Source organism: Streptacidiphilus jeojiense, assembly GCF_000719095.1.
Lineage (GTDB): Bacteria > Actinomycetota > Actinomycetes > Streptomycetales > Streptomycetaceae > Streptacidiphilus > Streptacidiphilus jeojiensis.
On record NZ_JOEH01000012.1, the window covers coordinates 68064 to 81089 of the forward strand.

General features: G+C 70.5%; 15 protein-coding genes. 6 read left to right on the forward strand and 9 right to left on the reverse strand.

The features are described from left to right. Nucleotides 1-23 precede the first annotated feature (23 nt). Nucleotides 24-458, reverse strand: a complete 435-nt coding sequence (locus tag IF29_RS0117745) for an Lrp/AsnC family transcriptional regulator (RefSeq protein ID WP_030255629.1) — start codon at nucleotides 456-458, stop codon at nucleotides 24-26. A 186-nt stretch (nucleotides 459-644) separates the two neighbouring features. Here IF29_RS0117745 and IF29_RS0117750 point away from each other — a divergent pair, with 186 nt between their 5' ends. The 3 genes from IF29_RS0117750 to IF29_RS0117760 all read left to right on the forward strand — a co-directional run bounded on the left by IF29_RS0117750 (nucleotide 645) and on the right by IF29_RS0117760 (nucleotide 3895). Then, nucleotides 645-1427, forward strand: coding sequence for a tryptophan 2,3-dioxygenase (locus IF29_RS0117750; RefSeq protein ID WP_030255632.1), 783 nt, complete (start codon nucleotides 645-647; stop codon nucleotides 1425-1427). Next, nucleotides 1417-2709 carry a kynureninase gene (gene kynU / locus IF29_RS0117755; RefSeq protein ID WP_084714447.1) on the forward strand — a complete coding sequence of 431 codons (1293 nt, stop codon included), beginning with the start codon at nucleotides 1417-1419 and terminating at the stop codon, nucleotides 2707-2709. Before IF29_RS0117750 ends, kynU begins: the two co-directional genes overlap by 11 nt. A gap of 142 nt (nucleotides 2710-2851) precedes the next feature. Continuing rightward, nucleotides 2852-3895 carry an EamA family transporter gene (locus IF29_RS0117760; protein ID WP_051725447.1) on the forward strand — a complete coding sequence of 348 codons (1044 nt, stop codon included), beginning with the start codon at nucleotides 2852-2854 and terminating at the stop codon, nucleotides 3893-3895. Between the two features lie 3 nt (nucleotides 3896-3898). Here IF29_RS0117760 and IF29_RS0117765 read toward each other — a convergent pair whose 3' ends face one another. Further along, nucleotides 3899-4387 (reverse strand): carboxymuconolactone decarboxylase family protein, encoded by a 489-nt coding sequence (locus tag IF29_RS0117765; RefSeq protein ID WP_380523233.1) that lies wholly within the window; start codon nucleotides 4385-4387, stop codon nucleotides 3899-3901. A gap of 47 nt (nucleotides 4388-4434) precedes the next feature. Here IF29_RS0117765 and pdxR point away from each other — a divergent pair, with 47 nt between their 5' ends. Continuing rightward, the gene (gene pdxR, locus IF29_RS0117770; RefSeq protein WP_030255643.1) at nucleotides 4435-5898 is read left to right on the forward strand and encodes a MocR-like pyridoxine biosynthesis transcription factor PdxR; all 1464 of its coding nucleotides are present in this window, start codon (nucleotides 4435-4437) and stop codon (nucleotides 5896-5898) included. 109 nt (nucleotides 5899-6007) lie between these two features. Beyond that, on the forward strand, nucleotides 6008-6361 hold the full coding sequence (locus IF29_RS0117775) for a nuclear transport factor 2 family protein (RefSeq protein WP_030255646.1): 354 nt from the start codon (nucleotides 6008-6010) through the stop codon (nucleotides 6359-6361). A gap of 39 nt (nucleotides 6362-6400) precedes the next feature. On the opposite strand, the gene kdpC is transcribed toward IF29_RS0117775, so the two are convergent. The 7 genes from kdpC to IF29_RS0117815 form a co-directional block, all read right to left on the reverse strand. Beyond that, entirely contained in the window at nucleotides 6401-7030 is a 630-nt protein-coding gene (gene kdpC / locus IF29_RS0117780) for a potassium-transporting ATPase subunit KdpC (protein ID WP_030255648.1), read from the reverse strand. A 17-nt stretch (nucleotides 7031-7047) separates the two neighbouring features. After that, entirely contained in the window at nucleotides 7048-9186 is a 2139-nt protein-coding gene (kdpB, locus tag IF29_RS0117785) for a potassium-transporting ATPase subunit KdpB (RefSeq protein WP_030255654.1), read from the reverse strand. Next, nucleotides 9186-10850 carry a potassium-transporting ATPase subunit KdpA gene (kdpA, locus tag IF29_RS0117790; RefSeq protein ID WP_030255657.1) on the reverse strand — a complete coding sequence of 555 codons (1665 nt, stop codon included), beginning with the start codon at nucleotides 10848-10850 and terminating at the stop codon, nucleotides 9186-9188. The genes kdpB and kdpA overlap by 1 nt, the downstream gene beginning before the upstream one ends. 2 nt (nucleotides 10851-10852) lie before the next feature. Then, a complete protein-coding gene (gene kdpF, locus IF29_RS46080; RefSeq protein ID WP_037595652.1) occupies nucleotides 10853-10942 on the reverse strand; it encodes a K(+)-transporting ATPase subunit F in 90 nt (29 codons plus the stop codon). Between the two features lie 343 nt (nucleotides 10943-11285). Further along, nucleotides 11286-11903 (reverse strand): hypothetical protein, encoded by a 618-nt coding sequence (locus IF29_RS43655; protein ID WP_051725448.1) that lies wholly within the window; start codon nucleotides 11901-11903, stop codon nucleotides 11286-11288. 271 nt (nucleotides 11904-12174) lie between these two features. Continuing rightward, nucleotides 12175-12345 carry a hypothetical protein gene (locus IF29_RS0117810; protein WP_030255664.1) on the reverse strand — a complete coding sequence of 57 codons (171 nt, stop codon included), beginning with the start codon at nucleotides 12343-12345 and terminating at the stop codon, nucleotides 12175-12177. Between the two features lie 50 nt (nucleotides 12346-12395). Then, the gene (locus IF29_RS0117815; RefSeq protein ID WP_030255666.1) at nucleotides 12396-12668 is read right to left on the reverse strand and encodes a GlsB/YeaQ/YmgE family stress response membrane protein; all 273 of its coding nucleotides are present in this window, start codon (nucleotides 12666-12668) and stop codon (nucleotides 12396-12398) included. A gap of 185 nt (nucleotides 12669-12853) precedes the next feature. Here IF29_RS0117815 and rpmG point away from each other — a divergent pair, with 185 nt between their 5' ends. Further along, complete coding sequence (gene rpmG / locus IF29_RS0117820; RefSeq protein WP_030255668.1) at nucleotides 12854-13018, forward strand: 50S ribosomal protein L33; 165 nt, start codon at nucleotides 12854-12856, stop codon at nucleotides 13016-13018. Nucleotides 13019-13026: the final 8 nt, after the last annotated feature.

Sequence of the window (13026 nt, forward strand, 5' to 3'; positions counted from 1 at the left end):
CGTAACTCCTTCGGGCCAGCTGGTCAGGCCGGTTCGACGGGCCGCCACAGCACCGGACTGGACAGGATCATGGTGCTGGAGGGCTGCCCGTACTCGGCCAGTCGGTCGATGAGCGATTCGAACTCCGCCATCGAAGCTACCGCCACCATCAGCACGCAGCAGGCTCCTCCGGTCACCCGGTGCAATTGCAGTACTTCCGGCCAGTCGGCGACGGCCGGGTCGCGCAGTACGCAGCGCGGTCCGTAGCACTGCACCTGGACCAGGGCACTGACCGGCCGCCCGGCCCGGACCAGGTCGACCTGTGCGTGATACCCCGTCAGCACCCCCGCCGCCTCCAGCCTGCGCACCCGTTCGGCGACGGCCGGCGAGGACAGGTTGACCCGGCGCGAGAGCTCGTTGAAGGACAGCCTGGCGTCCTGCTGCAGCTCGGCCAGCAGCCGCCGGTCCACGGCGTCCATACCGGTCGCCTCCTGTCCGCCTGTCGATCGGCAACCCGATGGGGGCGTGCACCTTCCCCATGGTAGGCAGAACGGCCCAACGGGCATCCGTCGGCCATTCAGCGAGGGCCCTCCGCCGCGCAGAATGACAGAGGCGAGCGAGCCCGCAGCGCAGCCGGACCGGAAGCAAGCGACGGAGGCACCCCGATGGCAACCCCCACCACCTCCCCCCGGCTCGACTTCGGCGAGCCCACCACCCCGTACACCGCCTACGCCGGCATCGACGAGCTGCACTCGCTCCAGCACCCGCGCAGCAAGGAGCCCGGCGAGCGCACCTTCATCGTCGCCACCCAGGTGATGGAGCTGCTGTTCGCCCAGCTCCGCCAGGAGTGGACGCTGGCCCAGCAGGCGCTGCGCGCCGACGACCTGCCGGCCGCCACCGCCGCGCTGCGGCGCGGGCTCGGCGTCCAGGACGTCCTGGTCGGCTCCTGGGACCTGCTGGCGACCATGACGCCGGTCGAGTTCAGCGCCTTCCGCCCGTACCTGGGCGAGGCCAGCGGCTTCCAGTCGTACGCCTACCTGCACCTGGAGTTCCTGCTCGGCAACAAGCACGAGCGGCTGCTGGAGCTCTACGCGGGCCACCCCCGGGTGCACGCCGAGCTCGCGGCGACCCTGCACGGCCCCTCGCTCTACGACGACGTCGCCGCGCTGCTGGGGCGGCGCGGACTGACCGCCGACGCCGCGGGCTGGACCGAGGTCTACCGGGGCGGCGACGACGGCACGCACCACCGCGACCTCGCACTCCTCGGCGAACTGCTGCTGGACGTCGCCGAACGCGTCACCCGCTGGCGGCAGCGGCATCTCGCCTCGGTGAAGCGGACCATGGGTGCCAAGCCCGGCACCGGCGGCTCCAGCGGACTCAGCTGGCTGCGCAAGGCGGCCGACCAGGATGTCTTCCCCGAGCTCTGGAGCGCCCGCAATGACCTCTGACCGCCCGGACACCACCGTCGACCTCGCCGACCCGGACGTCACCGGCCCGGACGCCGATGCCCCGGACATCGCCGCCCTCGACGCCGCCGACCCGCTGCGCGGCTTCCGCTCCCGGTTCACCCTCCCCGAAGGCGTGCTCTACCTGGACGGCAACTCCCTCGGCGCGCTCCCCGTGCACACCCCCGAGCGGATCGCCCGGTTGGTGCGGCAGGAGTGGGGCGAGGGCCTGATCCGCAGCTGGAACGAGGCCGGCTGGTACGACCTGCCGCGCGGCCTGGGCGACCGGATCGCCCCGCTGGTCGGCGCCGCGCCCGGGCAGACCGTGGTCTGCGACTCGACCTCGGTGAACCTCTTCAAGGTGCTGACGGCGGCCCGGCGGCTGCGTCCGGACCGTCGGGTCCTGGTCGCCGAGCTGGGCAGCTTCCCCACCGACCTCTACCTCACCGAGGGCGTCGGCGTTGCCGCCCGCGACCGCAGGCTGCTGGACCGCGACGGCTGGACCACGGACTCGCTGGCCGGCCTGCTCGCCGACGACACCGCCGTGCTGCTGCTCTCCCACGTCGACTACCGCACCGGCGAGCTGCGCGACATGGCCGGCATCACCGAACTCGCGCACCGGCACGGCGCGCTGGTGGTCTGGGACCTGTGCCACTCGGTCGGCGCGCTGCCGGTCGAACTGGACGCCGCCGGTGCGGACTTCGCGGTCGGCTGCAGCTACAAGTACCTCAACGGCGGCCCCGGCTCCCCCGCCTTCCTCTACGCCGCCGCCCGCCACCACGACGCCGCCGAACAGCCGCTCACCGGCTGGTTCGGCCATGCCGACCCCTTCGCCTTCGAACCCGGCTACCGCCCGGCCGACGGCATCGGACGCTTCCTCACCGGCACTCCGCCGCTGCTGAGCATGGCCGGCCTGCAGGCGGCACTGGACCTCTGGGACGAGGTCGACCTCACCGCGCTGCGCGCCAAGAGCCTCAGCCTGACCTCGCTCTTCCTGGAGCTCACCGCACCCCTCGGCCTGCCCTCGCTCACCCCCGCCGAGCCGTCGCGCCGCGGCAGCCAGGTCTCGCTGCGGCACCCGCACGCCTACGCCGTGATGCAGGCGCTGATCGAACGCGGCGTGATCGGCGACTTCCGCGCCCCGGACGTGCTGCGCTTCGGCTTCACCCCGCTCTACCTGAGCCACCGTGACGTCCTGGACGCGGCGACGGCGCTGCGGGAGGTGCTGGAGTCCGGCGTCTGGCGCGAGCAGCGCTTCACGGCCTCGGCTGGGGCGGTGACCTGAACGGTCGTCCTGAGCTGTCGTGCTGAGCTGTCGTCCTGGCCTGTAGGGATCGCCGCCGCTGTACACCCCGTACAACCTGTACAGCACCGTCCTGCCACTAAACCCCTGTCGGAGGCGAGCCGCCCGCTGCCAGAATGGCCCAATGCCCAGCACCGCCCGCACCCCGCACCGGCTCACCGGCCTGGTCCTCATCCTCATCTCCGCCTGCGCCTTCGGCGGCTCGGGGACGGCGGCCAAACCGCTGATGGAGGCCGGCCTCAGCCCCATGGACGTGGTGTGGCTGCGGGCCACCGGCGCCGTGCTGATCCTGCTGCCGGTCCTGGTCAAGCACCGCGACCTGCCGCGCCGCCGCCCCGGGCTGGTGCTCGGCTTCGGGCTGTTCGCGGTGGCCGGCTGCCAGGGCCTGTCCTTCGCCTCGCTGGCGCTGATCCCGGTCGGCGTGGCACTGCTGATCGAGTACCTGGGCCCGCCGCTGCTGCTCGGCTACATCCGCTTCGTCCAGCGCCGCAAGGTCGGCCGCAGGGCCGCGCTGGGTGCGCTGCTCGCCGTGCTGGGGCTGTGCTGCGTGGTGCAGATCTGGAGCGGGCTCGGCGGGCTCAACCCCTGGGGCGTGGCGCTGGGGCTGGGCGCGGCCTTCTGCCAGGTCGCCTACTTCGTCCTGGCGGAAGGCGTCGGCGCCGGGGCCGCCAACAGCTCCGCCGACGGCCCGGAGGCCGAGAAGCCGGTGGACGCCATCGCGCTGAGCGCCTACGGGCTGCTGGTCGGTGCGATCGTCTTCACCGTCGCATCCCGGCCGTGGAACATCGACTGGTCGGTCTTCGGCCACGACGTCTCCATGGGCGGACGGCAGGTCCCGGCGCTGCTGCTGCTCGGCTGGGTGATCGTGGTCGCGACCGTGGTGGCCTATGTGACCGGGGTGGCGGCGGTCAGCCATCTGTCGGCTCAGGTCGCCGGGGTCGTCGCCTGCCTGGAGGCGGTGGTCGGGACGGTGCTGGCCTGGGTGCTGCTCGGGGAACACCTGGCGCTGCCGCAGATCGTCGGCGGGCTGCTGGTCCTGGTGGGCGCGGGCATCGCGCAGACCTCGTCGACACCCGCCGCCCAGGGCCCGGTCGTCACCGAGGTCGGCGTGGAGCCGCTCCCCACCGTCGCGGCCCCCGCCACCCCCGCCGCTCCGGCGGCCCGCTGATCCTCAGCGGCCCAGGGTCGGCTGCATCCGGGTGGTCACCGCGATCCGGTTCCAGGAGTTGATGGTGAGGATCAGCGCGATGACCTGGGCCAGCTCCGCCTCCTCGAAGTGCTTGGCGGCGCGGGCGTAGACCTCGTCCGGGACGAAGCCGTCGGTGATGACGGTGACGGCCTCGGTGAGCGCGAGCGCGGCCTGCTCCTTCTCGGTGAAGACCGGACCGGCCTCCTCCCAGGCGCTGAGGAGGTAGATCCGCTCCTCCGTCTCGCCGCCCTTGCGGGCGTCGCGGGTGTGCATGTCGAGGCAGAAGGCGCAGTGGTTGAGCAGCGAGGAGCGGATCTTGATGAGCTCGGCGAGGACCGGGTCCACGCCCCGGCTGGCGGCGCGGTCGAGGGCGACCATCGCCTGGTAGACCTCGGGGGCGAGCTTGGCGAGGTTCATGCGCTGGCCGGACATGTGGGCTCCCTGGCTGTCGGACGTGTCGATCGTGGTCACGGACACCAACCTACGAGGCAAGTAGCGCAGGAGTATGGTCCATTTCCATGGCAGATCAGTGGGCCAATCAGCCCGGCACCGTCGACCTCCACCTCGATCTGGACCTCGGCGGCCCCGGCGGCGTCCGCGCCTCGCTCACCGACGCGCTGCGGGAGGCCGTCCGCAGCGGGCGGCTCGCTCCCGGGACCCGGCTGCCGCCGTCGCGCTCGCTGGCCACCGACCTCGGGGTGGCCCGCAACACCGTCGCGGACGCCTACGGCGAACTGGTGGCCGAGGGCTGGCTCACGGCCCGCCAGGGGTCCGGCACCCGGGTGGCCCGACGGGTGACCGGCCCGGACGGCGGACGTCGCGGGAAGCGGTCGGCGAAGCCGGTCCGGCCCCCGGCCCCGCTGGGACCCTTCGCCCCCTTCCACACCTCCACCAGCCTCTACGCCGGCTCCCCCGACCTCTCCGCGTTCCCCCGCACGGCCTGGCTCGCCGCCGCCCGCCGGGCGCTGGCGACGGCGCCCAACGAGATGTTCGGCTACGGGGACCCGCGCGGCTGCCAGCCGCTCCGCGAGGCGCTGGCGGAGTACCTGTCCCGGGCCCGCGGCGTGCGCACCACCCCGGAGCAGCTGGTCGTCTGCTCGGGATTCACCCAGGGACTCTCGCTGCTGAGCCGCGTCCTGCGCGCCGACGGCGTGCGCACGCTCGCCATGGAGTCCTACGGCCTGGACGTCCACCGCGATCTGGCCGTTGCCGGCGGGCTCACCAGCGTTCCCCTGACGGTAGATCACCACGGTGCTGATACAACGCAATTGACGACTCGTCGACACCACGGCGCGGTGCTGCTCACCCCCGCGCACCAGTTCCCCACCGGGGTGCCGCTGCACCCGGACCGGCGCGCGGCCGCGGTCGACTGGGCCAGGTCCACCGGCGGCCTGGTACTGGAGGACGACTACGACGGGGAGTTCCGCTACGACCGCCAGCCGGTGGGCGCGCTCCAGGGCCTGGACCCCGAACGCGTGGTCTACCTCGGCACCGCCAGCAAGAGCCTCGCCCCCGCACTCCGGCTGGGCTGGATGGCGCTGCCCGGACACCTGGTGGAACGGGTGGTGACGGCCAAGCAGGCCGACGAGCGGCATCCCAGCGTGCTGGACCAGCTGACCCTGGCCGAGTTCATCACCTCCGGCGGCTACGACCGCCATCTGCGGGCGATGCGGCTGCGCTACCGCCGACGCCGCGACCGGCTGGTCGCGGCGCTCGCCGAGCGGGTCCCCTCGGTCCGGGTCAGCGGCATCGCCGCCGGACTGCACGTGGTGCTGCGACTGCCCCCGGGGACGGAGCAGCAGGCGCTGCGCAGCGCCGACTGGCTGAGCCTGGCCGTACAGGGCCTGGACTCCTTCCGGCACCCCGCCGTCCCCCGCCCCGAAGCAGGGGACGGCCTGGTCGTCGGCTACGGGACACCGGCCGAGCACGCCTTCACCGGGGCCCTGGACACCCTGTGCCAGGTACTGGAGGCAGTGGTCTGAGCCGGTCCCGACCGGTCCGCTGCGACCAGCGGCTGAGGACGAAAGTCCGTTGCCCGCACCGGTCCTGGGACCGGGGCGGGCAACGGCGCTTTCGGCGAGGCTGGACGGCATGAACAGCAGCCCCGGCCACCCGCCCGACACGCTCCTGCCGACCCCCGTGCGCCGTCTCCTGGACGCGGTGGACCGGGGCGACTCCGACGCCTTCGCCGAACTCTTCGGCACCGACGGCGTCGTGGACGACTGGGGCCGGGTGTTCGTCGGCCGTGAGCAGGTCCGCGACTGGAGCGACCGCGAGTTCCTGGGCCTGAACGGCCGGCTGACGGTCCATCGCTGGTCCACGCAGCCGCCGCCGGTGCTGATCGTGACGATCGGCACCGACGGCGGCTACAACGGCCCGTCCACCCTCACCTTCACACTCTCCCCGGACGGCGAGGGCATCGACCGGATGGCGATGACCGACTGATCCGCCTCAGCCGGTCGTCGCCGTCAGCACTGCCGAGGATCAGCCGAGCTTGGTGAGGGCGATGTTGAGGTTGAGGACGTCCACGCGGGGTTCGCCGAGGAAGCCGAGGGTGCGGCTCTGGGTGTACTTGGCGACCAGGGCCTGGACCTGGGCGTCGGTCAGGCCGCGGGCCTGGGCGACCCGGTTGACCTGGATGGCGGCGTAGGCCGGGCTGATGTCGGGGTCCAGTCCGGAGCCGGACTCGGTGATCGCGTCCGGGGGCACCTGGCTCTGGCTGACGTCGTTGAACTTGGCGATGGCGGCCTTGAGCTGGGTGTAGGTGGTGGCCAGGCCGGCGTCGTTGGTGCCCTTGTTGCTACCGGCCGAGGCGGTGGGGTCGTAGCCGTCGGCGCCCGCGGCCGAGGGCCGGGACTGGAACAGCTTGGGGTCGGGGCTGACGGTCTTGCCGTCGGCCGAGGTGGTGGTGAAGTTCTGTCCGATGAGCGAGGACCCGACCACGGTGCCGTCCTTGCCCTTGACCAGCGAGCCGTTGGCCTGGCTGGAGAAGGCGACCTGGGAGATCCCGGTGACCAGCAGCGGGTACGCGAGGCCGCACAGGACGGTGAACAGCAGCAGCAGCCGCAGACCGGTCAGGTGGTTGCGCAGTGCGGTGGGGAGGGGCTTGGCCATGATGTCGTCACACTCTCTCAGTGCAGTCCGGGGATGAACTGCACGATCAGGTCGATCGCCTTGATGCCGACGAAGGGCAGGATCAGGCCGCCGATGCCGTAGATGCCCAGGTTGCGGCGGAGCAGGGACTGGGCGGAGGAGGGCTTGTAGCGCACTCCGCGCAGGGCCAGCGGGATCAGGCCGATGATGATCAGGGCGTTGAAGATGATCGCGGAGGTGATCGCGGACTTGGGGCTGTCCAGGGCCATGATGTTCAGGTGCCGCAGGCCCGGGTAGACCGAGGCGAACATGGCCGGGATGATCGCGAAGTACTTGGCCACGTCGTTGGCGATGGAGAACGTGGTCAGCGCGCCGCGGGTGATCAGGAGCTGCTTGCCGATCTCGACGATCTCGATCAGCTTGGTGGGGTTGGAGTCCAGGTCCACCATGTTCCCGGCCTCCTTGGCGGCCGAGGTGCCGGTGTTCATGGCCACGCCGACGTCGGCCTGGGCCAGGGCCGGGGCGTCGTTGGTGCCGTCCCCGGTCATGGCGACCAGCTTGCCGCCGGCCTGCTCCTTCTTGATCAGGGCCATCTTGTCCTCGGGGGTGGCCTCGGCGAGGAAGTCGTCGACGCCGGCCTCCTCGGCGATCGCGGCGGCCGTCAGCGGGTTGTCACCGGTGATCATGACGGTGCGGATGCCCATCGCCCGCAGGTCCTCGAACCGCTGCTTGATCCCCGGCTTCACCACGTCCTTGAGGTAGATGACGCCCAGGGCACGGGCAGGCTCGCTGCCGCGCTTCTCGGCCACCACCAGCGGGGTGCCGCCACGGTTGGAGATGCGCTCGACGGCGATCTCCAGTTCCTGGCCGGTGGTTCCGCCGTTCTCCCGCACCCAGGCGGCGACCGATCCGGCCGCGCCCTTGCGCACCGCGTGCACCCCGGAAGGCTCGTCCAGGTCCACACCCGACATCCGGGTCTGGGCGGTGAACTCGATCCAGGTGGCGTGCGTCAGCTCGCCCTGGACGCGCTCGCGCAGTCCGTACTTCTCCTTGGCCAGCACGACGATGGAGCGGCCCTCGGGAGTCTCGTCCGCGAGCGAGGAGAGCTGGGCGGCGTCCGCTATCTGACGGTCGGTCACGTTGTCGATCGGCAGGAACTCGGCCGCCTGTCGGTTGCCGAAGGTGATGGTGCCGGTCTTGTCCAGCAGCAGGGTGGAGACGTCGCCGGCGGCCTCGACCGCGCGTCCGGACATGGCCAGCACATTGCGCTGCACCAGCCGGTCCATACCGGCGATGCCGATCGCGGACAGCAGTGCGCCGATGGTGGTCGGGATCAGTGCCACCAGCAGCGCGACCAGCACGATGATGGTCTGCTCGGCCCCGGCGTACTTGGCCATCGGCTGCAGGGTGACCACGGCCAGCAGGAACACGATGGTCAGCGACGCCAGCAGGATGTTCAGCGCGATCTCGTTGGGCGTCTTCTGCCGTGCCGCGCCCTCGACCAGGGCGATCATCCGGTCGATGAAGGTCTTGCCGGGTTCGGAGGTGATCTTGACGACGATGCGGTCGGAGAGCACCTTGGTGCCGCCGGTGACCGCGGAGCGGTCGCCGCCGGACTCGCGGATCACCGGTGCGGACTCGCCGGTGATGGCCGACTCGTCCACCGAGGCCACGCCCTCGACGACGTCCCCGTCGCCGGGGATGATCTGGCCGGCCTCGACCACGACGTAGTCGCCCAGCTTCAGTTCGGTGGCCGGGACCTCGGCCTCGGTGACATTGGTGGCGCCCGGCGCCCAGGTGCCCTGGACCTTGCGGGCGACGGTGTCGGTCTTGGTGCGGCGCAGGGTGTCGGCCTGGGCCTTGCCGCGGCCCTCGGCCACGGCCTCGGCCAGGTTGGCGAAGACCACGGTCAGCCACAGCCACACGGTGATCACCCAGGCGAACACGCTGGGCTTCTCGATGGCCGAGATGGTGGTCAGCAGCGAGCCGACCTCGACCACGAACATCACCGGGCTCTTGACCATCACCCGCGGGTCGAGCTTCTTGATCGCGTCGGGGAAGGAGGTGAGCAACTGCTTGGGGTCGAGCAGACCCGCCGAGAGCCGGTGTTCCGTCTCACCCGCAGGCAGCAGCGCCTCCGGCTCGACGGCCGGGTCGTGGAGAGTGGGGGTGGACATCAGTGAAGCCCTTCCGCGAGCGGCCCGAGTGCCAGAGCCGGGAAGTAGGTGAGACCGACGACGATCAGGATCACGCCGGAGAGCATGCCGACGAACAGCGGCGTGTTGGTCCTGAGCGTGCCGGTGGATTCGGGGACCGGTGCCTGCTTGGCCAGCGACCCGGCCAGTGCGAGGACGAAGACCATGGGCAGGAAGCGGCCGAAGAGCATGGCCAGACCGAGTGCGGTCTCCCAGTGCGTCGAGGTGACGGTGATGCCGCCGAACGCGGAGCCGTTGTTGTTGGCCGCCGAGGTGAAGGCGTACAGCACCTCGGAGAAGCCGTGCGGCCCGGTGTTGTTCATCCCGCCGCCGTGACCGGCCTTCAGCGACATCGCCAGACCCGTCCCGCACAGCACGATCGCCGGGGTGGTCAGGATGTAGAGGGAGGCGAACTTCATCTCCCGCGCACCGAGCTTCTTGCCCAGGTACTCCGGGGTGCGACCCACCATCAGGCCCGCCACGAACACGGTGACCACCGCGAGGATCAGGATCCCGTACAGCCCCGATCCGGTGCCGCCCGGCGCGATCTCACCGAACATCATGTTCAGGATCGCGGTCCCGCCGCCCAGCGGCGTGAACGAGTCGTGCATCGAGTTGACCGCACCGGTGGAGGTCAGCGTGGTGGAGGCGGCGAACAGCGAGGAGCCGGGGATCCCGAAGCGGACCTCCTTGCCCTCCATCGCCGCACCGGCGATCTGCGCGGCGATGCCCGAGTGCTGGTGCTCGAAGAAGGTGATCAGCGACGCGGAGGCGATCCAGTACAGGCCCATCACGGACAGGATGGTGTAGCCCTGCTTGTGGCTGCCGACCATCTTGCCGAAGGTGCGGCACAGCGCGAAGGAGATCACCAGCATCAGGTAGATCGCCAGCAGGTTGGTGAACGGGTTGGGGTTCTCGAACGGGTGGGCGGAGTTGGCGTTGTAGAAGCCGCCGCCGTTGGTGCCCAGCTGCTTGATGACCTCCTGCGAGGCCACCGGACCGCCGGGGATGGACTGGGTGGCACCGGACAGGGTGTGCACGATCTGGGCGGCGTGCAGGTTCTCCACCACGCCGCCGGCCACCAGCACCAGCGCGAACACGAACGAGATCGGCAGCAGCACCCGCAGCGTGATCCGGGTCAGGTCGACCCAGAAGTTGCCCAGGTGGTCGGTCTTGTTGCGGGTGAACCCGCGGATCAGCGCGGCCACCACCGCGATACCGACGGCGGCGGACAGGAAGTTCTGCACCGCCAGTCCGCCCATCTGCACCAGATGGCCCATCGTCGACTCGCCCGAGTACGACTGCCAGTTGGTGTTGGTGACGAACGACGCCGCGGTGTTCCACGCCATCGCCGGCGTGACCGCGGGGAAACCCAGAGAAAGCCACAGGTGCTCCTGCAGCCGTTGGAAGCCGTACAGGAACAGCACCGACACGAAGGAGAAAGCCAGCACACTGCGCAGGTAGGCGCCCCAGGTCTGCTCCGCGTCGCCGTCGACGCCGATCAGCTTGAAGATGCCGCGCTCGATCCGCAGATGCTTGCGGGAGGTGAGCGTGTGGGCGATGTAGTCGCCCAGCGGCCGGTAGGACAGTGCCAACGCACCGACCAGCGCCAGGGCCTGCAGAAAGCCCGCAAGAGAAGAGTTCATGGTCAGAACTTCTCCGGGAGGATGAGAGCCGCGATCAGATAGCCGACCAGGGCCACCGCGACCACAAGGCCCACGATGTTGTCGGCGCTCACAGCTTCTCCACCGCCTTGGCGATCAGAGCGAGGACGGCGAACACAAGGATCGTCACCCCGACAAAAAGCACGTCGAGCATGAGGTATGCACCCCTGGAATCAACTGGTTCCCAACCTGCCAGGAGGGCTCCCGACCGGTACCGGCATCACTCCGGCTTTGCCAGGAAAGCGCATGTCAGGCCGGTACTAGCGCGCTGTTGACGCGTTGCTTGCGGCCTCTGGCGGAACCTTGACACGCCCTTGACGCCGCCTGCCCACGGCAGGTCGGCCCGGCCATGGACGCAGCCGGGCCGACCGTGCCGGAGGACACGGTCAGCCCGGCTGCGGGACTGGGGCGGATCCGTCAGAGACCGGGGACCCCGGGCAGCGACGGTGCCGCGACGGGCAGCGACGGAACCGAGACCGGGAGGGACGGCAGGGAGACAGGGGGCAGTCCGGGCAGGGTCGGCAGCGGCAGGCCACCGCCCAGCAGCAGGCTGGCGACCAGGTTGACCACGGCCGGGACGGCGGCGGTCAGGGCGGCCGCGATCTTCGCCGGGTCCTTGGACGTCACGGCCGCGACCAGATCGTCCAGGACGGTCTTGACCTGGGCCACGGCCTGGGCGACCAGGGCGTTCGGGTCGGGCGTCGCCGCACGGTGCCCGGCCTTCGCAGCCGGCGCAGCCGTGCCGACCACACTCGCCAGAGCGGTCTTGGCGGTGGCGACCAGGTTGGTCACCGTGGCCAGATCGGGTGTCGCCGCTGCCGCCGCGGTGACCGCGTCGGTTACCTTCCCGACCGCACCGAACTGCGACAGCACCGCCAGCGCCGCGGACGTGTCGGGGACCGCCGCCGCGGGGTGCACGGCGCTGCCGCTGGCGGGCTGCTCCGCGAGCGCGATGGTCGTTCCTGCGGCACCGAACGCGAGGGCGCCACAGGTGAGGGAGGCGACCACGAGGCTGGCCCTGCGAGAAACGTGCATGGGTAATGCCTTTCCTTATGTTGAACAGCTGACGTGTTCACCCTGCAAAGGGTCAACACGGGCCGCAACCGGACGGCAACCCTGTGCAACCACCCCCAGTGGACATCAAAGACTGGCCTGACCAGCGGTTTTGAGCATCCGTGGGATTTCTTCGAACTCCTGCCCAAGTGCCGCCGTCCGTGATCCCGGCAGACCGTGCGAAAGGGAGGGATCCGGGGCCTTTCGGCCCCGGACCCCTCCCGCTTGCAGCTCCTGCCCGGATCTCAGCCGGTCACCATCGGTACCAGCGACCACGGCCGCCGCCGGTCCCGGCCCCGCGGAACAGGAATCCCAGGACCCAGATCACCAGGACGACCAGGGCGATCCACCAGAGCACGTGCAGTGCGAAACCCGCGCCCCCGAGTATCAGGGCGAGCAGTAGAACCAGAATGACCAAACCCATTTCATCCTCCTCCTTCGAACGGCGTGTGCCCGCTTACCGGTGACGCAATCTCAGCGACGGGCCCTGCCGCGACCGGTATAGGTCGGTGTGGCCAGCGCCACGAACACCGCGGCGACCCCGATCTGCAGCAGGTGCCGGATCCAGTCGATGCCGCTGGTGTGCCGCACGCCCACGTAGTTGGAGATCCAGTTGCCGATGAGCGCACCGGCGATACCGATGATGACGGTCAGCCAGATCGGCACCGGGTTGCGGCCCGGAACCACGATCTTGGCGAGGATGCCGATGATCAGGCCTTCGATGATGAGCAGGACGAGCCAGAGCACAGTGCCTCCCGAATTGAGCCCTGATGACCCGGAACCGGGTTCACTCCGGCGTGTGCCCGGCAAACCGGGGGCCATGCGCGGGAATGCCCGGACCTGTCCCCCGGTTGTGAACACCGTGGGCGTGATGGAAACGACATCCATTTCGCCCGGCAGCACCAGAGGACGAGAAGGACGAAGGGACGGCCATGGCCCGCAACGAACTGCGCCCGATCATCAAGCTCCGCTCCACCGCCGGCACCGGCTTCACGTACGTCACCCGCAAGAACCGCCGCAATGACCCCGACCGCACGGTGCTGCGCAAGTACGACCCGCGCGCCGGCCGCCACGTCGAGTTCCGCGAGGAGCGCTGAGGCGAACA

Coding starts and splice junctions, on each gene's coding strand:
- IF29_RS0117745 (WP_030255629.1), bottom strand. CDS start 458: ATGGACGCCGTGGACCGGCGGCTGCTGGCCGAGCTGCAGCAGGACGCC.
- IF29_RS0117750 (WP_030255632.1), top strand. CDS start 645: ATGGCAACCCCCACCACCTCCCCCCGGCTCGACTTCGGCGAGCCCACC.
- kynU (WP_084714447.1), top strand. CDS start 1,417: ATGACCTCTGACCGCCCGGACACCACCGTCGACCTCGCCGACCCGGAC.
- IF29_RS0117760 (WP_051725447.1), top strand. CDS start 2,852: ATGCCCAGCACCGCCCGCACCCCGCACCGGCTCACCGGCCTGGTCCTC.
- pdxR (WP_030255643.1), top strand. CDS start 4,435: ATGGCAGATCAGTGGGCCAATCAGCCCGGCACCGTCGACCTCCACCTC.
- IF29_RS0117775 (WP_030255646.1), top strand. CDS start 6,008: ATGAACAGCAGCCCCGGCCACCCGCCCGACACGCTCCTGCCGACCCCC.
- kdpC (WP_030255648.1), bottom strand. CDS start 7,030: ATGGCCAAGCCCCTCCCCACCGCACTGCGCAACCACCTGACCGGTCTG.
- kdpB (WP_030255654.1), bottom strand. CDS start 9,186: ATGTCCACCCCCACTCTCCACGACCCGGCCGTCGAGCCGGAGGCGCTG.
- kdpA (WP_030255657.1), bottom strand. CDS start 10,850: ATGAACTCTTCTCTTGCGGGCTTTCTGCAGGCCCTGGCGCTGGTCGGT.
- IF29_RS43655 (WP_051725448.1), bottom strand. CDS start 11,903: ATGCACGTTTCTCGCAGGGCCAGCCTCGTGGTCGCCTCCCTCACCTGT.
- IF29_RS0117810 (WP_030255664.1), bottom strand. CDS start 12,345: ATGGGTTTGGTCATTCTGGTTCTACTGCTCGCCCTGATACTCGGGGGC.
- rpmG (WP_030255668.1), top strand. CDS start 12,854: ATGGCCCGCAACGAACTGCGCCCGATCATCAAGCTCCGCTCCACCGCC.